Genomic DNA, 24,301 nt, shown 5'->3' on the forward strand with positions numbered 1-24,301 from the left:
CACAGCCTATGGCGTTTAAACAACCTCCGGTACTGCATAACGAGCAAGGCGACGTTCGAAAGGTCGGATTTGAGCTGGAATATGCCAATGTAAGCATAGAGGATGCAGTACGTATTATTCAGGGGCTTTTCGGAGGGCAGCAGCAGCAGGAGAACCGCTTTAAGTGGCAGGTGCAACACACCTCCTTGGGCGACTTTACCGTGGAGTTCGACCTGACGCTGCTAACCGAGAAGAAGTATAAAAAGGCCTTTGAGCTACTCAACATCAGGCCCGAGGAGATAAAGCTGGGCGGGCGCCACACCCTGGAGAGCGAGGTGGAAACGGCATTGGAAAGTGTGGTGGCCAAGGTCTTCCCTTATGAGATCGCCTGCCCCCCCGTTCCCTGCACCCAACTAGAGCCGCTGGAGACGCTGCGGGAGGCGCTATACCGTCACCATGCCGAGGGCACGAAGTCTTTCCTCACCAACGCGTTTGGCACCCACATCAACACAGAGGCCCCGGCCACCGATACTGATACGTTGCTGGCGTACCTCCGGGCTTTTCTGCTGCTCTACCCCTGGCTGCTGGAGGCAGGCCACACCGATCTGGCGCGCAAGATCAGCCCGTTTATAGCCCCCTACCCCACTGTTTATGCAGACATGGTGCTCCACGCAGCGTACCAGCCCGATCAAAAGGGGCTGATCTCCGATTATCATAAGTATAACCCCGACCGTAACCGCCCCCTGGACTTGTACCCGCTGTTCGCCTTTCTGCAGGAGGACCTGCTTAAGCAGTTTCACGGACTAGGCAAGGTGAAGGCGCGCAACACGTTCCATTACCGGCTGCCGAACAGCTCTATTGGCCAGCCCGGATGGACACTGGCCCAGGAGTGGAACAACTGGGTGATGGTGGAGGAACTGGCCAGCGACCGCGACAAGATCTACCATATGAGCCAGGAGTATCTATCCCTGAAAGAGCACACGCTGATGGGTTTTGAGGGTAAATGGGCAAAGCGAACGGAACTGTGGCTATTTTCCTGAAACATAGAAACCAGATAAACCGCACCAGGCCAACCATCGGCATCACCGGACCGGACAAGGGTGGCGAGGCTGCCTGGCTGTTTACGGCCCTGTCGGTGCTGCTGGCCGGTGGAAAGCCTGTGCACATTACGCCCTCCCGCCCCCGCACCGCCGACGGGTTGCAAGGCCTGATCATCGGAGGCGGCGCCGACGTGGACCCCAGCACCTATGAGCAGGAGCACGTGCTGGACAGTTACCTGCAGCGCACGATCCGCCAGCCCAATAAAAACATTTTTCAACGCATAGGCCGCTTTACCCGTTGGCTGTACTTCCCGGCGCTGTTCTTTGTGCGCAAAATGCTCAGCCGTAAGCTCACCTTTGGGCTGGACAAGGCCCGCGACAACCTGGAACTGCAACTGCTGGACCAAGCCGCCAAAAAGAACCTGCCGGTGATGGGCATTTGCCGCGGAGCCCAGCTCATGAACGTGTACTTTCGCGGTACGCTATTCCAGAGCATCCGCGCCTTTTACGTGGAACACCCCAACCCTTCGAGCATCTTTCCGGTGAAGACAGTAGCCATACAGGCCGGCAGCAGGCTGGCGCAGGTGCTGGGCGTGCAGCACCTGCAGGTAAATGCCCTGCACAACCAAGCCGTTAAAGCTCCCGGTGAAGGCATCGCCATTGTGGCCCGGGAGCCGAACCAGGTGGTGCAGGGCATTGAGCACACGGGGCTGCGCTACATGCTGGGGGTGCAGTGGCACCCGGAGTACCTGCCACAGTACAAAACGCACCGACGCCTGTTTCAGGGACTGGTGCAGAAGGCAAGGCTGGTAAACCAGCAGATAGAGGAGACTGACATGCAGGAAGCCTTGGCAAAGCCTGAAAAAGAAGCAGAAAACCTATTGAAAGAGCAAACCGAGAACAGTTGAATTATTCTTATAATATTTTAGAAAACTCTCCGCCACCCCAGCCACCCCTTGCGTAGTATAATCTATATAGCAGCCATACCTCTAACGCTTTACCTGTTTCTCATGGGCCTAGGATTCTTACAGCAGGAGAGCTTTATCTTCTTTCCGGAGAAGCTGCCCCAGGGGCATCAGTTTGATTTCGGGCTGGAGCATGAGGAAGTATTTATATCCGCCAAGGATGGTGTTCAGCTACACGGCCTTCTGTTTAAGGCAAACGCCCCCAAAGGACTGGTGTTTTACCTGCACGGCAACGCTGGCTGCGTAGCCTCCTGGGGCTCCATTGCCCCCACCTACACCCGCCTGGGCTATGATATTTTTATGCTGGACTACCGGGGCTACGGCAAAAGCGGCGGCCAGATAAGCAATGAAAGGCAGTTCTACGAAGATGTGCAGGCTGCTTATGACCACCTGAAGGCAAAGTACCAGGAGAGCACCATAGTGGTGGCAGGCTACTCCATTGGCTCTGCCGCCGCAGCCATGCTGGCCGCCCATAACAGCCCCAGGTTGCTGCTGCTGCAGGCCCCATACTACAGCCTTTCCGACCTGGTGCGCACCCTCTACCCCTTCCTTCCTGTGTTTATGCTAAAGTATAAGTTCGAGACTTTCCGCTTTGTGGAAGGCACCATGACTCCGATCGTACTCTTCCATGGCGATCAGGACGAGATCATTTACCACGGCTCCTCAAAAAAACTGAAGGCCCACCTGAAACCGACCGACAAAATCATTATTCTGAAGGGCCAGCGCCACAACGGCATGAACGAGAACCCCGACTTTCAGCGCGAATTGGCAAAGGTGTTAACAAAAACAAACTAAAAGCAGGGGACGAGGGCCTGCATAACCTATGGGCGTGTAGAGTTGCTAAGCTACAGCCCGGAAGTAAATCTTTTCGGGGAATTTCTGCAGTACAAACAGCGTTACGTCGCAAAGCCACACGGATTGGATGCTGTGGTTGGCAGGCCTGTAGTATGCGCCGCCTCCGGGCTCGCCCAGCTTTACAAGCTCCAGCTCCAGTGCGCCCTCAAAGGGAAGCTGGCTCATCTCCACCTCTACATGCTTCCCTCCTTTTGCCAGGTAGTCTAGCATGTCGTCGGCACCGGCCACCATAGCCAGGTCCCCCTTCGGCCCAGGATAGTCAGGCAGGTCGATGTACCAGGTGCCATGGGCCTCCTTGTTGAAGCGAAACGTCCTCTTCTCAGCAGGCAGCTCTTTCATCATACTTGTACTTAACGCTCAGGCAACAAGCCAGGCTGCTGCCTCCTGGGCTATAGCTTGCGGTACTTCGTGCTTCCCATCAAACTCTTTGTAAACCACCTGCACGCCCGACCGCTGCAGTTGTGGCACAATGCGCCTGCCGCATGGGTCTATGGGTAACACAGGGTCATGTATGCCATGCGAGAGAAAGACAGCCGGACTTCCGTTCCTTTCCAGGGAAGTGGCAAAGCCGGGAGAAAAGGCTATGATGTGGGTGAAGAGGTCTCCGTTCGTAAGTCCCAGGCACAGCGCATAGGACGCACCGTCTGAGAAGCCGCCGATGGCGATGCGCGCCGGATCAACGGCATAGTTTTGAAACACGTATGCCAGGGCCTGGTCTAAGAGAGCCGCGTCTGGCCCGAAATGCCTGGAGGCAATGATATCCCAGGAGTAGGACCTGGAGGAGGGGCCAGCAGGATGAGGTTAAGCTTGTCTGCCTGACTCTGCAGCAAGGACAGGCCTTGTTCTGCCCGGCCACCGGCGCCATGCAGCATCACCGCCAGGGCCGCTGGCCGGCTGCTGTCATACCCTTTGGGAACATAGAGCAAGCCCGCCTGCTGCTCTTGTACAGAAAGCGGCTGCACACCTGCCGGTTTCGGCCCGCTGGCAGCGGGAGTTCCCGGCCTTGAGGTTAGCCTTCCTGTCTTATAGTTATGCCTTGTTGCTACCATACCATCCACTCCATAAAAAATATAAATACCTTTTGTCATACGCTGTATTTGCCTGAACATGCACCCCCAGCAGGGCTAAAAGCAAAAAAGGAGCACCAGGCTCCTTTTTTCATGTATCGAATGGATTTAGAATCTGTCCGAGGTGTCGGCTTTGCCTACCGCCTCAAAATGCGTGGCCTGCCGGATCGTCTTTTCTTTACCTTCAGCATCTTCATAAGTGCGTTCCTCCACTTCCACAGAGAGGCTCTTTCCCTTCAGCTCCTTCGAGTCTACCTCCTGCTTGTGAATGCCGAGCGCCTTCAGAAAAGAAGCCAGTATCGGCTGCCCCGGCTCGCTCAGGTAAAAGCGCTGGTTCACGAAACCGTCTTCATTTTCTAAGCGGCAGTTAATGAATGGAATGTCCTTGTTTTCACTTCTGCCTTCTTCTACTTCCGTTATTTTCACCACGTGCCGGCCCTCCGGCAGAAATGGCTTTTCATCTATCTTCAACTTCATAACTTTCTGTTTTTGCTAATATTTTACGCAAAAACAGACCTATAGGTTATAATATTACCAAAACAAACTCTTAATTGCTAACCATATTAGTAATTTATACTTTCAGGTGGATCAGGCTTTCGGAGTTGATGCAGTAGCGCACCCCAGCCGGCTGGGGCCCGTCCGGAAACACATGGCCCAAGTGCCCGTCGCACACATTGCAGAGCACTTCTATGCGCTCCATGTTGTGGCTGTTGTCGAAGGCATACTTGGCGGCTCCCCGGGTGGCAGGCTGGGTGAAGCTAGGCCAGCCGGAAATAGCGTGGTACTTTTCGCTGGCATTGAACAAAAGGCTCCCGCACCCGGCGCAAGTATACTGCCCGGGCTCGTACGACCGGCAATAGGCATTTCGGTAAGGGGGCTCCGTTTCCTTTTTCCGCAGAATGCGGTACCGTGACGGCTCCAGCAGCTGCCGCCACTCCTCCTCCGTTTTCTCCACCCTTCTGGCAGGCTCCGGATTACTGTATTTGGCGTAGTAAATAATATCTTTCCAGCGAAGCATAGTTTCAAAGGCATACAATGTACCCTTTCCGCTAACGATGCTAACCGCCTCTAAAGTTCTTTACCGGCCTCTTTCCCGCTGCCCTCAGGATTTGCCACATTGTTCAACGGAAGCGGTAAAGTGGATGTGGTAGCCAACGTATGTTATGTCACCCGATGGGTGGCCGTTACATCAGCCTGCGGCCCTCTGTGCAGGGCAGCGTCCACACTCCAGATGCCCGCTCCCCGCGCAGCCATGTACAGAAACAGGAAACAATAGACCACCGCCATCTCACCCTGGTTTTCAATGGGCCATGCTGCCTGTGGGGCATGTGCTATAAAATAAGCGGCCGCCATCTCACCGCTTGCTATAAACGCCGCCCAGCTGGTCAAGAAGCCAAAGGCGATCAGCAGCCCGCCCACAAGCTCTATGATGCCGGCTATCCCCATCTGCGATGCCAGTTCCACGGTGTCACCACCCCCAGGCCAGCCAAATAGCTTCTGGGTGCCGTGCATGGCAAACAGTAGGCCGGCGACGATACGCAAAAGGGCATAAAGGTGCGGGCTGTAGGTACCTAAAAATCTTTCCATAGTGTTTCTCGTTTAGTTCCTCCAAAGTATGCGTACCAACCACAAATTATTGTTGCACAAATACTTAAACACGTAAACGTCTTCTTAAAAGATTAAGTTAGGAAAGCACGGGACGACCTCGTCTGCGTGCAGGATTTGGGCCGAAAAGAGGTTGAGCTGTTGATGTAAATACAGGCCAGCAGATGCGCTAAGGCTATTTTACCTCGGAGAAGGCTGTATCGATCTGGTAATGGTTCAGCACATCCTCAAATTCATTGCGCAGCACCAGCGATATGTCTTCCCGCTCCTTGCGGTTGCTGAGCTTTACCTTATACTTGTCCTGCTCCCGCACCAGCAGGAAGTGCTGCTTCATGTTGGTGTTCTTCAAGGCCAAGGAGTCCTCCTGTATCTGCTCTACACGACGCTCGTTGTTGCCGAACAGCACATTAAGCACGTTGATGTCCAGGCTAAGGTTTGCACTGCCCTTCATCGTATAGGATCCCCGTAGATCAAGGGCAGACAGGTTGTTGTTCAGGCTAAAGCCAGGGGCAATAAATTTGTTTTTATACAGCACAAAATCTGCCTCCACGTCCTCAAAGAACAGGTGCTCCGTGCGCTCTTTCCGCATGAACCCAAGGGCCTCCTGTATGGGCTTTACATCGATCAGCTCCATGTTACGGAAAGTGGCCCGGGAGTAAGCCACCGTGCGGTCGAAGCTCGGCGTAAAGGTTTGGTCCAGCTTGGTAAAGACGGCTACCTTACAGTCTGCCGTTCCTTCTATGTTGCGGCTGCCCAGCACGTCCAGCTCCATCTGATCCGCCACCGCAAATAATTGCTTCAAGTCTACATTCTGCATCTGTGCCTTTAGCCTTACCGGAATGGTATCCGACGGCTCGTTCAGGTACATGGTGCCGTGTGAGAAGATCGTGCCGCCGAAGGCGTTCAGGTAGAGCTTGGCCAGCTGCGCCTGCTCCCGGTTCATCTGGGCATCCACTTCCAGGTTAGCCCCATGCAGGTACTCGTACTGCAGTTCCTGCGCCTTGATGTTCAGCCCCAGGTCGTAAACCTTTTCCCGGAGCTTGCCTTTTTCGGTTGCCTCCCCGGAAGAGGCCTCCGGCGCTTCCGGGGGAAGGAGCGTTTTCAGCGCTGCAAAATTCTGCATGAACGCCTGCAGGTCCAGAAAGTCGTACTGCATCGTTACATCCAGGTAGGGTCTGCTTACTTTGGCGTTGAGGAACAGGAAACCGCCGTAAGCGGCGGCTGCCCCGCCCTTCGAGGTACGGAAGCGCATGTCCCGCATCAAGACCTGGTTCTTGTTTTTACGCATGCGTACAAAGAGATTCTCGACGTCCTCCTCCCCGGGCAGGTCGATGTGTTTGACCTGCAAAGAGAGCTGCGCCTTCTGAATCGGCAGCAAGTAATCCAGGCCTTTGCTTTTTTCGTCTCCGGCAGATCGTTTGGGGCCGGTTGCGCTGGCCATGGAGTTCACCTGCTCCATGGTAGTCAGGTCCAGCGAATCCATTTTTGCCGAGAGCTGCAGGTTTGCCGCATCCAGCCGCCTGCTGTCGTTGGGCACCGATACGCTCCCGTTTACGGTTATCCCCTGTGTCGTCAGCCCAATGTCAGACAGCGTAAGCAGCCTCCCGTTGCTCCTCAGCCGAGTGCTCACTTCTCGCATAGAGACCGTAGGTAAGTTCAGCTGCTGACACTGCAGGCGCATGTTGACGCGCAGGAAAGCGGGAAGTATAACTGCACTGTTTTTCTCTGTCGTAGCGACGGCCTTTCCAGGCTCTCCTCCGGTCTCTAATTTTAACCAGTCCGTGTCAAGCTGACGTAACCTGACCGCACCATTTACGGTGACTGTGCTGCGCTGGCCCAGCAGGTAATTCATGACATCCCTGGCAGAGCCTTCCACAGAAAAGGGCTTCCCGCCCACCTTGCCGCTTAGGTGCTGCAGCCGTAGCTCATTGCCTGTAAACCGGGCGGTTCCATTCACATCGGTACAGGCCACCGCCAGCTTTGCCGGTTTAAACCCCACCTGCTGCAGGCGTATGGCCCCCTGCCACTGCAGATCCTGCTCCTTTCGGCGGTCCTGTTGCGCATGCAGGTTCCCTTTTACCACCACCTGCCCCGCCAGCGTGCCCCGAGGTAGCGAGATGTAGGTAGGCGGCAGCACCCTCCCGAGGCTGTCCAGGGTATAGCGGCCACTGATTTGAGCATCGAGAAAAGGCTTGGTGAAATCGGTGATCCTGGCTTTCAGCAGTATACTGTCGTTTCCGGTGCGGGCTAGCAGCCGGTGCAATGTAAAGGAACTGGACTCGGGTGTATGCTGCGGGCCGTTGTCCAGCTCCCCTTTTAGCTGCAGCTGCGACAAGGCGAAACGGCTGTTGGGCCAGTAGAGTTTGCCGTCCTGCAGGTCGAAGTATAGCTTGCTTCTGGGGCGTTGCGTTGGGCTGGAGTGGCCGGCAATCTGGTAGTGCAATTTTACACGCCCCTCGCTCTCCACCTGTTTCAGCAAAGGGATAGACCTGACAGAGGCCATTTGGTTAAGCAAAAACAGGAACGGCTGGTACCCTTGAAAGTGCAGGTCCAACTCAGAGCCCAGCCCGGAAGCCAGTTTCTGATGCGTCCCTGAAATCAGCACCTCGTTTCCGTTAAGAATGGCCCGGCTGTTCTGGATGCGGCCCTGCTTTTTACTGAGATCATAGGTATAGGATGCGTCCGCAGTAAACGCTCGGTCGCGGAACAGGCGCAGGTCCCGGCTGGCAATGTGGTCGATCTTGCCTTCTAAGTTCCCCTTCAGGCGCAGGACGTTGCCTTTTACCTCCGCAGTCAGCTCCGCATCGAGCACCTGCAGGGAGAAGGCGCTTTGCTTAAAGTGATTCTCACTCAGTACCCGTGCATTCTTTACCTGCACCTGCCCGACAGTAAGGGTTAGGTCGCCAGAACCGGCGCTTTTCTTTTTATTTTTCCTGAAAGTAAGGCTGGCTTTGTTTCCGACCGAGTCAACGCGCTGATGAAAAGAAAGGCCCTCCAGGTATATTTTGCTGATACGGATACTGTTGAAAGGCAACTGCAGCACCGGCAGCAGCACCTCTGTGTGTTTTATACTTAACACCTCTAACGGTTGGGTGCTGGAGGTATCCACCAACGAAATGTTCCGGAGAGAAACAGTTAGGTAGGGAAAGTTCTTCCAACCGGAGAGCTGCGTCTGGAAGGGAGCAAGGACCAAGTTTGACTCTTGGGTAACCTTTGCCCTAAGGTACGCGGGGGCTTTCTCCTGGAAAAGCGGCGGCAGCAGCAGCAAGGCTGCCAGAACCAGTAAAAGGAACAGTCCCGAAATCAGCAGGAGGAATTTGAGGAAAGGGTGCGTTCTCATAGCTTGCAAGCGAAAGCTCTACGGAAGAAAATCCTCCCTTAGCTCTTCCTTAAACTCACTTTTCAGCAGAAAGTTCTACGGCTACAACCTTAACGCAGGGCGAGGACCACGTTGTGCCGAAAGCTGTTGGCCCGGCTCCTGTTTTACCTGTGTAGGGGCAAGCAACACATTTACAGCAGGCAGAAATTGTACTCCTTTGCTAACCCAACCGCTGGTTTCCTCCGTAAACCTAAGTACCTCCGGTAAATTAGGAGGAGAAGATTCAATTTAAATCTAAAAGGAAACAAACGATGAGCAGCAACAACAGAAATATCTCGGAAGACCCGAATTCAAGAAAAGGTGAAGGCGTGAGCGGATTAGGCAAAGGCAAACAGACTGGCCCTGTGGCTGGCGGTGCCGACAATACGCGCGGCGAGAACAAGCCAAGCCATGAAGGCAGCAGCGGCGGTGCCAAGAAGGGCAAAAATACGGATGGCAGAAGAGACGAGGTAACGCCACAGGACCCGCACGCGAACCTGACCACGACCTCCCGTGGCGCCGACAGCACAGATAAGGAGTTCCGCAACGACCAGCCTAACTCCAGCACCCTCAAGAGCCACAAAAGCAGTGCAGATATCAAGAAGAAGAAATAGCTTCATACTTCACATGAAACAGCGAAGGCCCGGTAAATCCGGGCCTTTTGCTTTTATAGTATCCTTTACCGAAAGGGCTACTTGAGCTCATCCAGCACCAGGTACATCTTCTTGACAAGCGCGGAGGCCGAGCCGTTGTAGTTGTTCACGATAAAGGAAAAGACATACTCCTTGCCGTCCTTGCCTTTATGATAGCCGCAGAAGCCTTTGACGCCGCGTATGGTGCCGCTTTTCATTTTCATGCCGTTAAACACGGGCAGCGAAGTATAAAAACTTTTATACCAGGGCTGTGCCTGGGCGTGCTGCAGCAGCTGCACCTGCGCATGGGTGGTTACGCGGTTCAGCGGCGACAGCCCCGAGCCGTCCACCATGCTCAACTCTGTTTCCGGCAGGCCGCGCTGTTTCCAGAAAGCACGGATCTCCTGCAGGCCGTTACCCGTCTGGCTGTCGGAGGTATGCTTGTAGGCAATGGTTTTCACCAGCGCTTCGCCGTAGAGGTTGATGCTCTTGCGGTTGAACCAGTAGATGATGCTATCCAGCGGCGGGGAGGTAACGGTATGGAAAACAGTATAGCCAGAAGGCAACGGGGCATTGTGCTCTACCGGCTGCTTCGGCAGCTTGATACCCAGCGTCTGCAAGGTATCGGACAGGGTGCTCACAAACTGCCGTGCCGCAGAGGGCATGGCGCCCGAAATTTTGAAGCTGCTCTCGTTTACCGGGATAGTGCCCCGTATGGTGGCCGATGGCGCACTCAACGGAAAGTAGATGTAGGCATTGTCGCCGGTGCCGGCCGCGGCCGAAGTCAGCTCAGAGCGCAGGCCATAGCCATTCAGTTCCGGCACTGTCTTCACGATCGCCACCGGGTCGCCTATACTTGGGCCCGATTTAAGGATAACGTCGTATTGGTTTTCACGCCAGTTCAGTTTGGCCGAACCGGCGCCGTAATAGTTGGCGATATCCTGCCACATCCAGCCGTCCGGCACGGTCTCATCGTTCCAGCTATGGTTGGCCACCGTTACCTGTTTAAAGGATTTTATACCTGTCCGCTGCAGGGATTTAGTAACTCCGGCCAGCACACGGTCTTCTTTGGTTTCGGCCCAGCGCCAGCTGCCAAAGGTAGGATCGCCGGAAGGAAGTATGACGAGCTCGTTGTTGCCCTTGTTTTTGCGGTAGGCAAGCTGTGTCTCATACCTGAAATCCTTGCCCAATAGCTCATAAGCGCTGATGCTGGTGATGACCTTTTGGGTGGAGGCAGGCGCCAACCCGATCCGGCTGTTGCGGTCGAAGACCACCTCGCCGGTTTTAGCGTCTGTGATGTAGAGGGAGGCAATAGCATTTTGCAGCTGCGGGTCCTGCTCAAATTTACTGTAGGCGGCCGCCAGTTTTTGCGGCACCGTCTGCGACCAGGCAACGGTTTGGAGCAACAGACAGGCCAGCACAAGTATGGCTTTAGGTGTAAAGGTTTTCATAGCCAAAAAGTAAGCATTTTAGCGGATTTATACCTACCCCTCCCTCTGATTTAGCTCCATAAGCCACGCTAAAACAAAAACAGCCGCCTGTTTTATGGCAGGCGGCTGTTCAGATTCATACGCTAAAGTATAAATGCCAGTGAAAATCGGCCTAAGCCTTAAATGACAAATCAGGCTTGGCTACTCCTAATTCTTGGCTTACCAGTTCTGGTGCCGGTTGCTGTTGCGCTCGTTGTAGCGGCGGCCTTCCTCCTCGCGGTAACCACGGTTACCGTAGGCGCTGCGCATGCGGTCTTCGTCGCGGTTGTTGTAGCCGGTAGCGCCGTAGCCTGTGCCGCCAAAGTCGCGGTAGCCGCGGTCGTAGCCGTAGTTTTCGCGGCGCTCATTGCCATAGCCCTGGTTGCCCTGGTAGCTGTCGTCGTAGCGGCGCTGATAGCCGCGGTTATCGCGGTTTCTGTTCTCGTTAATGTAGCCGCCGTCGCTGGTGCGGCCAAAGCTGTCGCTGAAGCGCTGGTCGCGGTTGCGGTAATGTTCCGAGTCGCCGTAGGCATCGTACTGCCTGCTGTCGGACCAGTTGTTTCTGTCGTGCTGTGTAAAGTGTGGCCCTTCCTGGCCAGACAAGCCGTAGTAGGAGTGGCCGTAAGCAGAGCCTCCGCCCTCGTAGCTTCCGCCTTCGCCGTAGCGGGTGCCGTGGCTCATGTCACCGTAGGCGCGGGCCGAGTTGGAGGTGTATTCTCCGCGGCGGCGCTCGTCACGCGCCTGCCTGTCGCTGCCGTAGCTTCCTTCGGCATTGTAGCGCGAGAGGCTGTTCCGGTTGCCGGTCAGCGGGTTGCCATGCTCGTCAAAATCAGCGTAATGGTTCTTGCGTTGGCGGTTGTTGTTTTCATCGTATCTGTTCATAGCGTCAGTTCATTTTAGGTTGTATACTTCCCCTAATAACGCAGCGAGCGGATACTTGTTCCTTTAACACGGTCTCCCCTTCTCCAGCCAAGTTTATACTTTGGCGCTAGAGCTTGTGCAACTGGAAGTAGCCCAGATGCATTTCGTCTTCTGCCGCGTTGTCTGTTTTAGAAACCTGCAGGCTATACTTTTGCTTCACGGCCTCCGGCAGGATATCCTCCACTTTATAGAGGTCATCCACATCCACGCCAAACTTATCATCGATGTGCGAGGTGGCGCCTTTAAAGCCGGTGTGCTTGTAAAAAGCAGTTTGCTTGGCCTGCTTCACGGCACCGGCGGTATCTTCGGCCACGGCCAGCATCTTGTAGTGGAACTCGTCGAACTCGTTCGGCTTATACCCGCCCAGGTTCAGAAAAAAAAGCTTTTCCGCCGCTTCGGCGGCCTCCTGCTTGGGCACTACCGTGATGCGATAGCCGTTTACGTGCGTTACCTCGCGCCAGGCATCTACGTGTATGTCGCCCTTTGCCTCAGGCCAGAAAGCCTTGATCTCCGGTACCAGGTCTTTTACCGTTTCGGCCACGCTGAAGAAGATGTCGTGCTGCTCGGTGTTTCTGCCGGCGGGCGTGCAGCCCAGCATCAGCATAAAGAGTTTCGGTGTTTGCATGCCGCAAGATAAGCAGAAGCAGTGGCAAAAAATAAGCTCATGAGGCTTTACCCTCATGAGCTTATCTCCTCACACCGCACTTGTTATACTTCCTAAAGTACCGTAAAGGCTGCGGCCGGGTTTTTACTTGCCGCTCTTCCGGATGTAGATGTTGCCGTTCATACTTTTCACCATGATCTCGGCACCGCCGCCGTTCACCTTGCCCGTCACGAAGTTGGCCGTGCTCACCCGGTATACGCCTCCCTCTGTTCTGGCGCCGGACTTTACCTGTGCCGGCTTGGTGTCTTTCGTGAGGTCGAAATCCGTGTATATCTCCCCTCTGTCGGAATTCAACTTGGCAGTGAATTTTGAACCCGCCGGCATGGTAACGTCCACGTCGCCGTTCAGGGTAGAGAAGGCCATGGGCGACTTGTTATCCCACTTCAGGAAGTTAGCCTTTACTTTGCCGTTGGTGGTGTTGGCCAGCGCGTTGCCCGACACGTTCTCCAGCGTGATCGGTCCGTTCACGTTGTCCAGCTCAAAATTGCCGTTCACGTTGCGCACCAGAATCTCGCCATTGTTCACGGTCGAGAGTTTCAGGCTGAAGTTCTGCGGCACCTGTATCTCCAGGTTCACAATGCGGTTCATCGCCTCCGATAATACCTCCACGTTGTTGTTATGCTCTTCCACCGTAATGCCCAGGCTGGTGTTGGCAATTCTCCTCAGGCCGCCTACCTCCTCACTTGCCCTTTCTCGCCCCTGCCGCCTGGCGTCTCTTTCCCCCAGGCTGGCTTTGATCACCACCTCTTTGGCCTTCGTGCCCGTCACCCGGATCGCGCCGGAAATAAGCCCTACTTCCAGGGTGCCGGCTTCGTTGGGCTTAGTCAGGGGCACTACAATTTCTTCGGTTGTACTACTTTGGGCAAAGCCGTATGTGCTCATAACCAAAAGTAGTAATACAAGTATGCTGCGTTTCATTATGCTGTTTGTTGTGTTGGTTGAATATGATTCAGGGTAATAAATTAGCCTCTCGCCTTCACGATCACTTTTCCGTTAAAGGTTTTCAGCTCCAGCCTGGCTGCGCCCGCACCTGTTTTGAAGGATGCCGCCTGCCCCAGTCTATAAGTAGTACTCGATCCGTCGGAGCTGCTGACCTTCTCCACCTTGGGCGAGAGCTTTTGCAGGTCCTCCAGGTCGGTATAGAAGTCGCCGTTAAAGGAGCTGAAGTCGATGGTGGCTGAAAGCGCTTTCTGGTACAGCAGCTCAATGTTGCCGTTCAGCGTTTCCAGCCTCGCCTGCTTTTTTGGGTTCTCGCGGTAACTCACCACCACATTCCCGTTGATGGTTTTGGCGTCCACTTCCGCGGCAATGTTCTCCAGCAGGATCGCCCCGTTAATGTTAGAGGCCTCAATGTAGTCCGTGGAGATGTTCCGGATCTTGATGTCCCCGTTGTTGATCGTGATCAGGGAGAGGTTCGTGTGCTGCGGCACCTTAATGGTGTAGTTGTGGGTAAAGCCGTACTCCAGCTCCCGGTCGATGTTGATTCCCCGGTTGCCTTTTGTGTTTGTTCGGTGGGATTGGATGTAGGGCGCCTTCAGGTAACTGATGATGCTGTCGCCGCTTACCTTAAACTCCACGCTTAGCTCCTTGGCCTTCTCCAGCCCGTTTGCGGCTTTGGGCCGGATGATGCGCTCCACCTCAAACAGCACCTTATCACCGTTGTAGGGCTCCACGTGCACAAAGCCGTCTATGTTCTCCACCTTCAGCACATTGGCCGCCGACTTACGGGCAAAGCTTAGCTCCCGTACGATCTTCTCGGTGTGGTTCTGCGCCACCAGCCCCAGCCCGTTCAGCAGGAATACCAGCAGCATGATCAAAGACTTCATATGTTCCATAGTTCTTTAGATTAAGACGTTTATACTTTCCTTGATTTTATCTTTCACCTGTTCGTTGGTGTTCTCATCCTGCAGCAGCTGTTTCAGTTGCGGCACCGCGTTTCGCTCCTGCAGGTCCTGCATCAGGTCGGCCAGCGCAATCTGCACCATCGGCGACTCCTGCTTGTTGATCGACAGGATGAGCTGCTCGCGCACCTGAGGGTTGGCGGTGTGCTTTTTCAGGGCCTCTACGGCGGCTAAGCGCACGTTCACGTTGGGGTCATTGTTGAGGGAGTTAAACAGGGCACCGATTACTTTCTCGTCGGCATCCACTATCTCGTTGGAGATGTTTACCGCCCGCAGTCGGTCTACCGCGGCCGGCTGCTCTATGAGGGTGGCAAACAGCATCTGCCTTACCTGGCTCAGTTCCATGGCCAGCATCTGGGTGTCTGTGTTTGGCTGCTGTTGCTGGCTTGGCGAGAAAGCCAGCCAGGCGGCAAAGAAGCCGAAGGCGAATACCACCAGCGTATAAGCCAGCCGCACAGGGCTCAGCAGGGTCTGCATACTTCGCCACAAATCAGCCCAGGTATACTGTGGCTTTGCCAGCTCCGCCTGCTCTATTTTGGCAGCCAGCATACGGTTGAACTTCGCCTGCAGGCCGGGGCCTGGCTGCGGGTCCGGCAGCGCGCTCATACTTGTGAAGGTAGCCTGCAGCGCCTGTAGCTCCTCCTCACGTATCTCCCCGGCCTGCACCAGCGCCTCGAACTCCTTTTGTTGCGCCTCGTCCAGGTTTCCCTCCAGGTAATCCAGGATCAGCACCTGTTGTCTCTCGTCTCTCATATGTTTATACCCTTCGCTTGTAGTTTTAGGAAGACCTCCCGCAGGTCGTTTACCGCCCGGAAAACCTTTACTTTCACATTCGTCTCGGTGCAGTTGTGCAGCGTGGCGATGTCCTTGTACTTGAGTCCCTGTAGCTTGGTGAGCAGCAGCAGCTCCTTCTTGTCCTCGCTCAGCTGGTCCAGCGCCAGCTCCATGAGCTGCAGGTGCTCTTCCTTCTGCTTGGCCTCCTCCGGCACCGACAGGTCCGGCAGCTTGTCCTGCTTCTGGTCAATGTCTGTGCTGATGCCCGCACGTTTGGTCTTCTTCAGGTGATCGGCCAGCACGTTGCGGGCCAGGTGGTAAAGCCAGGTGCTGAACTTGCCGTCGCCCCGGAACGTGTGGCGGTACTTCAGCACACGCTCAAACACATCCTGCACCAGGTCCTCGCTCAGCTCCGCGTTCCGGGTCATGCGGAAGTAGAAGCCGTACAGGCTTTTACCGTACCGCTGGAAGAGCAGGCCGAGCTTGTCCAGGTCACCGGCCTTTACCTTGAGCATCAAAGCGTTGTCTGTAAATATGTCCAACTGATCAGGTTTGGTTTGGTCTTCTATAATGGAAACTGCGGTTTTGGGAAAAGTTACAGGTTTTCTGCCGCTTTTTTTCGGGAAGATTACCCGGCAACTACCCGGTAGCTGTAAATGCAAGCGGGACTCAGAAAGTCCCGCTTGTATCTTAAACTAAAAACACAATGTCCTATCATCCGCCGGTGCGGTTCAGCTCCTCCAGGTTGTTGCGCTTGCGCTCCTCCAGCTTGGCGCCCCTGCTGAACTTGTAGCGCAGCGTAAACCCTATGTTGCGCTGCCGGAAATACTGGTCCCAATCACTCACATTGCCTTCGCCCACATTGGCCCCGATGATGAGGTGCTGGGTATGGAAAATATCGTTGGCGTTGACGGTCACGTCCAGCTTGTCATCCAGAAAGCTTCGCTTCAGCCCCACGTTCAGCCACCAGCGCGGATCCACCCGATACAGCGCATAGGCGCCGGCCCCCTGGTAGGTGCCATTGATCTCGGCCTTCAGCTTCCAGGGCAGCAGGATGGTGTGGTTGGACTGTAGCATGAAAAAGACCTGGTCATTCGTTACCTGCTGCCTATCCACGATGGTGCTAAACTCGTTGTAGGCCACCAGCAGGGTGTTGCTCGTATCCCACTTCTTCATGATCTGCACAGGCACCACCGCTGTCATGCTCAGGTTAATGGCGTCGTCCACGTTGCCAATAGTATAAATGGTTGTGGAGGTTTCGGCATCTATCATCGGAATTTCGGCGATTACGTCCTGCTGGAGCTGGTAGCTGAGCGCCAGGCTGTAGTTTTTCTTATAGGTCTGCGTGATGCCGAAGGAATGGGTGTATTGCGGCCGTAGGTACGGGTTTCCGAGCCAGTAGGTGTACGGGTCGCGGTAGGAGAAGAAGGGGTTGAGCGAGCCGTAGTTTGGCCGGTAAATGCGGCGGCTGTAGTTGTAGTTCAGCTCATAATCATCGCTCACCTCTTGCTTCAGGAAAAGGCTCGGAAAAAAATCCAGGTAATCACGCTCGGTTACCTGCCCCGTGGTCAGCGACTCCCCCTTGGATACGGTCTGCTCTGCCCGAAGGCCCGCCTGCAGGCTAAAGCGCTCCCCAAGTTTGCTGTTCCAGTTCACGTAAGCCGCATAGATGTCTTCGTCGTAGAGGAAGTGGTTGGTGCGCGAAAGGTCCGGCACGAGCACTGCACTGTTGTTAAAGTAGAAGCGGGAGTCCGCGTCCGAGGAAACCCGGCTGGCCTTCACGCCTAGCTCCAATTTTCGGCCCCTGGAGAGCGCTTTGGTGAAGTCTACTTTTCCCGAGTAAATATCAAAGCCCGAAGGCGTGTTGGTATAGAGGAAATCCTGCCTGTCGGCCCCCTCCCCCGTCAGGTCGTAGAAGTAGTTATAAAAGTTGGCGTCTCCCTTGTTTCGGATCTTTACCAGGTCCAGGTCCGCGCTCAGCTGCGTACCCAGCGTGTCGAACTTGCCCACGTAGTGCAGGTTGCCGGTGTAGTTCGTGAAGCGGTTCTCCCTGAAGTTATCGGCATCTATAAACTGCGTTGGCTGGCCCGGCGCATTGCCCAGGTAAGTCTCTGTCAGGAAGTCGGCATTGAACTTGTTCGTCACAAAGTAGCCCATCACCCCCACGCTGTGGCGGTCGTTTAAGGAATAGTCGGTGCCCAGGCGCACTGCTGGCGGCCCCTGTACCTCATAGTCCTCGGTCGCCTCCTGGTCAAAGTATACAGATTCTTCCGCTCCCCTGAACACCCGGTTGAACGTAGCGTCGCGGCCTCCCACACGGCGGGCCGCGTCCAGGTTCAGGAAAGAGTTCCAGTTACCCGTTTTATAGTTGACCGTGGCACCGCCTGAATACCCCACCTGCTTGCCGTTATAGATGGTTCCGGCGTACACGCTGCCGTTCACGCCCTGCTGGGTATTCTTTTTCAAGTTGATGTTAAGGATGCCGGAGGATCCCTGGGCGTCATACTTGGCGGAGGGGTTGGTGATGATCTCGATGTTGCGGATGTTCTCTGCCGGCATGCCTTCCAGCAAGGAGCGCAGGTCGCGGGCCGAGAGATAGGTAAGCTTGCCGTCCAGCATCACAGTGACCCCGCTCCTGCCGTTTAGTTGTATGTTGCCTTCCTGGTCCACAAACACACCCGGAGAGGTAGCCAGCACATCATAGGCCGTTTTACCGGCGGCCAAGGCAGTACCCTCTATACTTACCACCAAGCGGTCTGCCTCCTGCGTAATGGTGGGCCGCAGCGCCTGTACTTGCACCTCCTGCAGGGTGGTGGCCGAGGAGGTGCCCAGAGCAACCTTGCCTATGCTTACCTGCGGCCTGTCCGCCGTTACACGCACCTGCCGTATAGTTTTAGAAGAATAGCCGATAAAGCTAAAGGCAAGGTCATACGTTCCAAAACCGATATTTTCGAGCTTAAATTGCCCTTTCCCATCGGTAAGGGTACCCCCCACCGCCTGTGCAGAACCTTGCTGCAGCAAAGCCACGGTGGCATACTCCAGGGGTTTGCCGGTAAGCGAGTCGGTTAAAGTGCCGGTAATAGTGCCGTTAGCCCCAGCTTGCTGCGCACCATCCTGTGCCAGGCCCGAGAAGCTAAGCAGGCTGAGGAAAAGGCATAGGTATCCCAGCAAGAAGCGTCTTCTTTTTTTCATAGTTCAGTAGTTAAGGTGTGAAGGTGATAACTTGGTTCAGGTATAGCGTAAAGACAAAAGCTGTAAGCTACAGTTGCATGCCCACCAGAATTCCTTTAAAATTTAATCTATGTTGCCAAATCCAACAGATGCAGCCTGGCAACAACTGCTTGCTCCAAACTGGCTGCCGGCATCTTCAAAGTACCTCGTCAGGCACCGCTAAAGACGCTAAGGGTTGCTGCACCGCAAGGGTATACTTACCAGCCTGGCCGGTGCTCAATTAGGTAAACTTTGGTTTTCGGAAAGGTTACAGCTGCCGGAGCGATTTATTTTTGGCGGGACTGCAACTATAAAAGAAATATAGCCGCCGTGCCAGTTGCCTTTCTGGCAATCGGCACGGCGGCTATGATCAGTCAAACCGGAGGTTGGCGACAGGGTTGGTAGAAGCGGCTTTCAGCGCCTGGTAACTCACCGTCAGGAAGGCCACCAGCGCTGCGGTTATTCCTGCCGCAAAGAACGCCCACACCGGGATATCAATGCGGTAAGCAAAGTTCTGCAGCCACACGCTCATGGCAAACCAAGCCAGCGGGAAGGCGATAAGCGCGGCCACGATAATGAGCGCCAGGAACTCCTTGGAGAGCAGCGCCACAATGGTTGCGTTCTCTGCTCCCAGTACTTTCCGGATGCCGATTTCCTTTTTCCGGCGCTCCGCGGCATAGGCTGCCAGGCCAAATAAGCCCAGGCAGGCCACAAAAATGGCTATCCCGGTGAAGATCCAGAGCAGTGTTTTCAGCTTGTCCTCGGCCTTGTACATTTTGGCAAAGTTCTCATCCATGAACACGTACTCGATCGGGTAATCCGGCGAGAACTTGCTCCATACTTGCTTTACCTGCTCTATCGTGCCGGCCACATCTGCCGCATCCATCTTTACGGCCACTTTCCAGTAAGCGCTCGGGAAGATCTGGAGCACCGTCGGCTCCACCCGCTCGTAGAGGCTCTTGAAGTGAAAGTCTTTTACCACCCCGATGATCTTTCCTTCTTTGACAGAGTCCGCGTTTACATCGTTCCAGATGTTCCAGCGCAGCGGCTGGCCAATGGCTTTCTCCGGAGTGCCGAAGCCCAGTTCCCTTACCGCTGTCTCGTTGATCATGAACGCCTGATCGGCATCTGTCCGGAACTCTTTCGAAAAGGCCCTGCCCGCCCGCAGTTTCACGTCCAGGGTATTCACGTAATCATAGTCCACCATGAGTTGGGTCACGCTGTGGTTCGTTTGCTCCCCGTCCTTGATTGTGGTGATCCCATCGCCAGCCGTTGCGTCGCCCGGAAACCCGTAGCCTATCGACACATTTTTGATACCGGGTACTTTCTTCAGCTCGTTCTTAAACGTCTCATAGTTTTCAAACATCTGCTCCCCCCGCATCTGGAAGAACATCACCTGTTCCCTGTTAAAGCCCAAGTCTTTGTCGTGCAGGTAAGACACCTGCCGGTATACCACAAAGGCGCTGATGATCAGAAAAATGGACAACGCGAACTGTACCACGATCAACCCATGGCGCAGCCACTGTATCCGGCCTACCCTGCTATCTACCACCACGGCGCTCTTCAGGACTTTTACCGGCTGAAAACCGGATAAGACAAGGGCCGGATAAAAGCCTGCCAAAACGCCTACCACCACGGTTAAGCCGAGCAGCAACAGGAGCAGCCAGGGATTGGCAAAGATGTTAAAAGCCATTTGTTTGCCGGTGAAGGCGTTGAGCGAAGGCAGCAGCAACGAGGTAAGCGCGGCAGCAAAAATAACGCTGATGAGCGTGAGCAGCAGGGTTTCGGCAATGAACTGCACCACCAACTGGCTGCGGCTGGCGCCCACGGCTTTTCTCACGCCCACCTCTTTGGCCCGCTGCACCGATTTAGCCGTTGCCAGGTTCACAAAGTTAAAGCAGGCGATCAGCAGTATAAATACAGCCACAATGCTAAGGGCCTTCACGTAGGTGATGTTTCCTCTTATAGCCTGGTCATACTTAAAATCGGCAGAGTGTAGGTAGACGTCGTGCAGCGGCTGAAAGTGGGGCACGTAATCATACGGCCTGTTCTGATCGGGGTCGATCTGCTTGCCCACAATATCCCGAAACTGCGCCTCTACTCCCTGCACATCAGTCCCTTGACGCAACTTCACATAGGTATAAAACTGCTGCCAGCTCCACTTCTTCATGCGCTCGGCCGGAATCTCGGCAGCCTCCATCGGCTGAATAAAGTTCACGGGCAGGTGAAAGCGGTCGTTGCTGTAAAACACGCCCCGCACAATGTAGGGCTCCTTGTTCACGCTTATCTTCTCCCCCACCGGGTCTCTGTCGCCAAACACGCGCGCGGCCATCTTATCCGACAGCACAATGGAAGATGGGTCGGCCAGGGCCTTTTCAGGCGAGCCATACTTGAAGGGCAGCTGGAACACCTCAAAAAAGGTAGGATCGGTAAAGGTTCGGCCATTTTCGTACAGGTGCTTCTCCCCTACCTCCACCAGGTTGTTGGCGTCAAACTGCAGCATCAGGATACGGGCTACCTGCTCTACCTGCGGGAACTCCTGCTCCAGGGTGGTGCCGAACATGGGGGGCACCGGGGCAACCGTGGAGCCAGCCTCTCTTGCCGACATGTCGTTATAGATACGGTACACCCTATCCCCTTCTGGCAGGAACTTATCATACTGCAGTTCATCGTACACAAACAGCCCGATGAGCAGGCAGGTGGTAAGCCCCAGGGCCAGGCCGGCAATGTTGATCATGGAAAAGGCCTTGTGCCGTACAAGGTTTCGGTAGGCGGTTTTGAGGTAGTTCCTTAGCATAGTTTTACGAAATAAGAGCTTTGACTGTAACAGCAGTGTAAGCGCGGCCTGTTTGCGCCCATCTGCCACAAAGCTGGCTTGCACACGCAGTGCCAAAACAAAATACCCCTGTTTATCAGGCCATTACCGCGTATGTATACTTTTAGAGCGTGCAGTATCGCGCAGCAGGTGTGCGAATTCGCACGCTCACTCCCTGGCTACCATTGCCCTAGGGGCTCTGGTTGAGGCAGTTGTATCAATGGCATAATTATAGTTTCTTTAGGTGCTGTAAATGTAAGTGTATGCAGTTAAAAAAGGCCTCCGTACTGGTAGTAGATGATGACACTGATGTGCTGACCGCGGTGCGACTGTTGCTTCGGCCACACGTGCGCGACATCACCGTGGAGAAAAACCCGGATGCGCTTCCCGCCCTGCTCCGGCAACAACCCTTCGACCTGATCCTGCTGGACATGAATTTCAAGAGTGCCCTGAACACAGGCAACGAAGGTTTGTTTTGGCTCCGGAAAGTAAAGGAACTGAGGCCAGAGGTGGCTGTGATCATGATCACCGCTTATGGCGACATTGACCTGGCGATACGCTCTCTGAAAGAAGGCGCGGCAGATTTTGTGGTAAAGCCATGGCATAACGATAAGCTGCTCACGATTCTGGCCGATGCTGTGGGCAAGAAAAGCAAAGGTACCACTACCAGTGCGGCCGACAGCGACACCCAGGACTTCTTTGGCACAGAGCTTTTGGGAACATCGGAGGCCATGCAGGACATCTTCCTGAAGATCCGAAAAGTAGCTCCCACCGATGCCAATATCCTGATACTGGGTGAGAACGGCACCGGCAAGGAGTTGGTGGCCAAAGCGATACACCATTATTCCCTACGGGCAACGAAGCCCTATGTGAAAGTGGATGTGGGCGCCCTGACCGAATCGCTGTTCGAGAGCGAGCTGTTTGGCCACAAAAAAGGCGCCTTCACCGATGCCCGCGAAGACCGCGCCGGCAGGTTCGAGGCAGCCAACGGCGGCACGATCTTCCTGGATGAGATCGGCAACATCTCGCTGCACCAGCAGGCCAAGCTGCTCAGCGTGCTGCAGAACCGTCAGGTTATCCGCCTGGGCGCCAACGAGCCGGTGCATGTTGACGTGCGCCTGCTTTGCGCCACCAACGTGCCCCTGGCCGAGCTGGCGAATGAATCCCGCTTCCGTAAAGACCTGATCTACCGCATTAACACCGTGGAGATCACTATTCCGCCCTTGCGGAAAAGAGGCAATGACATCCTACTGCTGGCCAGACATTTTGCCGCTGTGTATGCCGATAAATACATGAAGCCAGCCCCCGAGATCAGCAAACCCGCCCTGGAAAAGCTGCTGCAGTACCACTACCCAGGCAACGTGCGGGAACTGCAATATGCCATAGAGCGCGCCGTCATCATGGCGGATAGCCCCGTGCTGCAAGCCGACGACATCCTCTTCTCTCCCATTGAAGCGGCGCCCATGGAGGAAAAGCTGACAGAGGAAAGCAACCTGGAGGAGTTGGAGCGGACCACCATCAACCGGGTGCTGCAAAAGCATGGCGGCAACCTGACCAGGGCCTCCAAAGAACTGGGTATTACCCGCACCGCCCTGTACAGAAGATTAGGCAAGTATGGGCTATAAAAATTTTGAATGGGATGTGCTGCTGCGGGTGCTTTTTCTTCTCCTCACCCTGAGCACACCGGCAATCGCCATCCTAAACGGCTGGTCGGAGGCACTTGTGTTTATACTTCCGGTTATAGCCTACCAGGTGGCCGACCTGATCCGGTTTGTAAGGAAGTCTCAGGATGAGCTGAATCAGTTTATCGAGTCGGTCCATTACCGCGATTTCTCCCGGTATTACAATGAGGAGTACCCCAGCGCCCGGCTGCAACTGCTGCACAAGGGTTTTAACGAGATCAACTCCACCCTTAAAAGTATAAACAAGGAAAAGGAAAGCCAGCACCTGCACCTGCAGAAGATCATGGAGCTGGTCGAGACCGGCATCCTCTCCTACGACACCGAAAGCGGTGAGGTGGTGCTGATGAACGACTCGCTGAAGAAGCTGCTGCACCTGCCTTTCATGAAGACGATCCACCACCTGGAGAAGCGGGACCAGGAGCTATACCAGGCGGTGCAGGAGCTGCAGCCCGGGCGCTCCAAAATCGCCACGGCCTATACTTCCAATTTCGAGAAAAGCACTCTGAAAGTACTGCTCTCGGCCACAGCATTCCGGAGCGAGGGGCACACCTTTAAACTGGTGGCCTTTCAGAACGTGAGCGAGGCCCTGGATGAGACGGAGTCCCGGGCTTGGCAGAAGCTGCTGAACGTGATGACGCACGAGATCATGAACTCGGTGGCGCCTATCGCCTCCCTGGCCGATACGCTGAAGACCCGCCTGCACGAAACCGCCACCACCGGCCCATCGCCGCACGACCTGGAGGACTTTGAGCTGAGCGTGAGCACCATAAAGAACCGGAGTGTCGGCCTGCTGCGCTTTGCCGAAGTATACCGCAACCTGAACCGCATCACGAAGCTGAACCTGGCGGAAGTGGCCGTAAAAGAGGTGTTCGCCAACCTAAAGCACCTGATGCAGCCGACCATGGCCCAGAAAAACATTGCACTGGATATATCCTTAGAGGACCCTTCCCTGCGCCTGCAGGCCGATAAAAACCTGCTCGACCAGGTGCTCATCAACCTGCTGGTGAATGCCATGGAGGCGGTAAAAGTACAGCCGGAGCCGGCCATTGTGTTGTCAGCTTACACATCGGGTGAGAGTACGTTCATCAAGGTGGCAGACAATGGCATTGGGATGTCGCGGGAGGTGCAGGAGAAGATCTTTATACCTTTTTTCAGCACCCGCAAGAACGGCACCGGCATCGGCCTGAGCCTGTGCAAGCAGATCGTCATGCTCCACAACGGTTCCATCCAGGTGCAGTCGGCGGAGGGAGAGGGAACGGCCTTTGTCCTTCGCTTTCGCAATTTTTCAGCGTCCAACCTTCCTGACAGGACTCTCTAAAACACCTGGTACACGACAAGTAAGAAGGGCAAAAACAGGGTGCCGG

22 protein-coding genes are annotated in these 24,301 nt (G+C 55.0%); 6 read left to right on the top strand and 16 right to left on the bottom strand.

Features of this window, described 5'->3' with window-relative positions; translation table 11 throughout:
- Window positions 1-8: 8 nt before the first annotated feature.
- The 3 genes from PXG97_RS07525 (at window position 9) to PXG97_RS07535 (ending at window position 2,779) form a co-directional block, all read left to right on the top strand.
- Window positions 9-1,019, top strand: coding sequence for an amidoligase family protein (locus tag PXG97_RS07525; protein WP_276497137.1), 1,011 nt, complete (start codon window positions 9-11; stop codon window positions 1,017-1,019).
- Window positions 1,004-1,927: a gamma-glutamyl-gamma-aminobutyrate hydrolase family protein gene (locus PXG97_RS07530; RefSeq protein ID WP_276497138.1), complete on the top strand. Its 924-nt coding sequence runs from the start codon at window positions 1,004-1,006 to the stop codon at window positions 1,925-1,927. The genes PXG97_RS07525 and PXG97_RS07530 overlap by 16 nt, the downstream gene beginning before the upstream one ends.
- Before the next feature lie 102 nt (window positions 1,928-2,029).
- Entirely contained in the window at window positions 2,030-2,779 is a 750-nt protein-coding gene (locus PXG97_RS07535) for an alpha/beta hydrolase (RefSeq protein ID WP_276497139.1), read from the top strand.
- A 45-nt stretch (window positions 2,780-2,824) separates the two neighbouring features.
- Here the strand turns inward: PXG97_RS07535 and PXG97_RS07540 are convergent, their stop codons facing one another.
- The 7 genes from PXG97_RS07540 to PXG97_RS07570 form a co-directional block, all read right to left on the bottom strand.
- Window positions 2,825-3,181, bottom strand: coding sequence for a DUF6717 family protein (locus tag PXG97_RS07540; RefSeq protein ID WP_276497140.1), 357 nt, complete (start codon window positions 3,179-3,181; stop codon window positions 2,825-2,827).
- Window positions 3,182-3,196: 15 nt separating this feature from the next.
- Window positions 3,197-3,538, bottom strand: a complete 342-nt coding sequence (locus PXG97_RS07545; protein ID WP_276497141.1) for an alpha/beta hydrolase — start codon at window positions 3,536-3,538, stop codon at window positions 3,197-3,199.
- Between the two features lie 17 nt (window positions 3,539-3,555).
- A complete protein-coding gene (locus tag PXG97_RS07550) occupies window positions 3,556-3,888 on the bottom strand; it encodes a hypothetical protein (protein WP_276497142.1) in 333 nt (110 codons plus the stop codon).
- Window positions 3,889-4,014: 126 nt separating this feature from the next.
- A complete protein-coding gene (locus PXG97_RS07555) occupies window positions 4,015-4,383 on the bottom strand; it encodes a hypothetical protein (RefSeq protein WP_276497143.1) in 369 nt (122 codons plus the stop codon).
- A 94-nt stretch (window positions 4,384-4,477) separates the two neighbouring features.
- Entirely contained in the window at window positions 4,478-4,924 is a 447-nt protein-coding gene (gene msrB, locus PXG97_RS07560; protein ID WP_276497144.1) for a peptide-methionine (R)-S-oxide reductase MsrB, read from the bottom strand.
- 143 nt (window positions 4,925-5,067) lie between these two features.
- Complete coding sequence (locus PXG97_RS07565; RefSeq protein ID WP_276497145.1) at window positions 5,068-5,493, bottom strand: DoxX family protein; 426 nt, start codon at window positions 5,491-5,493, stop codon at window positions 5,068-5,070.
- A gap of 193 nt (window positions 5,494-5,686) precedes the next feature.
- The gene (locus tag PXG97_RS07570; RefSeq protein ID WP_276497146.1) at window positions 5,687-8,851 is read right to left on the bottom strand and encodes an AsmA family protein; all 3,165 of its coding nucleotides are present in this window, start codon (window positions 8,849-8,851) and stop codon (window positions 5,687-5,689) included.
- Between the two features lie 290 nt (window positions 8,852-9,141).
- On the opposite strand from PXG97_RS07570, the gene PXG97_RS07575 reads away from it, so the two are divergent.
- Window positions 9,142-9,483, top strand: a complete 342-nt coding sequence (locus PXG97_RS07575; RefSeq protein ID WP_266204924.1) for a hypothetical protein — start codon at window positions 9,142-9,144, stop codon at window positions 9,481-9,483.
- A 77-nt stretch (window positions 9,484-9,560) separates the two neighbouring features.
- Here the strand turns inward: PXG97_RS07575 and dacB are convergent, their stop codons facing one another.
- From dacB to PXG97_RS07620, 9 genes are all read right to left on the bottom strand, one after another.
- On the bottom strand, window positions 9,561-10,952 hold the full coding sequence (gene dacB / locus PXG97_RS07580) for a D-alanyl-D-alanine carboxypeptidase/D-alanyl-D-alanine endopeptidase (protein ID WP_276497147.1): 1,392 nt from the start codon (window positions 10,950-10,952) through the stop codon (window positions 9,561-9,563).
- A gap of 198 nt (window positions 10,953-11,150) precedes the next feature.
- A complete protein-coding gene (locus PXG97_RS07585) occupies window positions 11,151-11,852 on the bottom strand; it encodes a hypothetical protein (RefSeq protein ID WP_276497148.1) in 702 nt (233 codons plus the stop codon).
- Between the two features lie 106 nt (window positions 11,853-11,958).
- On the bottom strand, window positions 11,959-12,516 hold the full coding sequence (locus tag PXG97_RS07590; protein ID WP_276497149.1) for a DUF1543 domain-containing protein: 558 nt from the start codon (window positions 12,514-12,516) through the stop codon (window positions 11,959-11,961).
- Window positions 12,517-12,639: 123 nt separating this feature from the next.
- Window positions 12,640-13,437, bottom strand: coding sequence for a DUF4097 family beta strand repeat-containing protein (locus tag PXG97_RS07595; RefSeq protein ID WP_276497150.1), 798 nt, complete (start codon window positions 13,435-13,437; stop codon window positions 12,640-12,642).
- Between the two features lie 80 nt (window positions 13,438-13,517).
- Window positions 13,518-14,390, bottom strand: a complete 873-nt coding sequence (locus PXG97_RS07600) for a DUF4097 family beta strand repeat-containing protein (protein ID WP_276497151.1) — start codon at window positions 14,388-14,390, stop codon at window positions 13,518-13,520.
- 6 nt (window positions 14,391-14,396) lie between these two features.
- Complete coding sequence (locus PXG97_RS07605; protein WP_276497152.1) at window positions 14,397-15,209, bottom strand: HEAT repeat domain-containing protein; 813 nt, start codon at window positions 15,207-15,209, stop codon at window positions 14,397-14,399.
- Window positions 15,206-15,772 carry an RNA polymerase sigma factor gene (locus PXG97_RS07610; RefSeq protein WP_276497153.1) on the bottom strand — a complete coding sequence of 189 codons (567 nt, stop codon included), beginning with the start codon at window positions 15,770-15,772 and terminating at the stop codon, window positions 15,206-15,208. The genes PXG97_RS07605 and PXG97_RS07610 overlap by 4 nt, the downstream gene beginning before the upstream one ends.
- A 172-nt stretch (window positions 15,773-15,944) precedes the next feature.
- Window positions 15,945-18,422 carry an outer membrane beta-barrel family protein gene (locus tag PXG97_RS07615; protein ID WP_276497154.1) on the bottom strand — a complete coding sequence of 826 codons (2,478 nt, stop codon included), beginning with the start codon at window positions 18,420-18,422 and terminating at the stop codon, window positions 15,945-15,947.
- 388 nt (window positions 18,423-18,810) lie between these two features.
- Entirely contained in the window at window positions 18,811-21,237 is a 2,427-nt protein-coding gene (locus PXG97_RS07620) for an ABC transporter permease (protein WP_276497155.1), read from the bottom strand.
- Between the two features lie 281 nt (window positions 21,238-21,518).
- Between PXG97_RS07620 and PXG97_RS07625 the strand changes: the two genes are divergently transcribed.
- Window positions 21,519-22,880: a sigma-54-dependent transcriptional regulator gene (locus PXG97_RS07625; RefSeq protein ID WP_276497156.1), complete on the top strand. Its 1,362-nt coding sequence runs from the start codon at window positions 21,519-21,521 to the stop codon at window positions 22,878-22,880.
- The gene (locus PXG97_RS07630) at window positions 22,870-24,255 is read left to right on the top strand and encodes a sensor histidine kinase (RefSeq protein WP_276497157.1); all 1,386 of its coding nucleotides are present in this window, start codon (window positions 22,870-22,872) and stop codon (window positions 24,253-24,255) included. Before PXG97_RS07625 ends, PXG97_RS07630 begins: the two co-directional genes overlap by 11 nt.
- Window positions 24,256-24,301: the final 46 nt, after the last annotated feature.

It is taken from the genome of Pontibacter litorisediminis, assembly GCF_029360645.1.
GTDB classification, from domain to species: domain Bacteria; phylum Bacteroidota; class Bacteroidia; order Cytophagales; family Hymenobacteraceae; genus Pontibacter; species Pontibacter litorisediminis.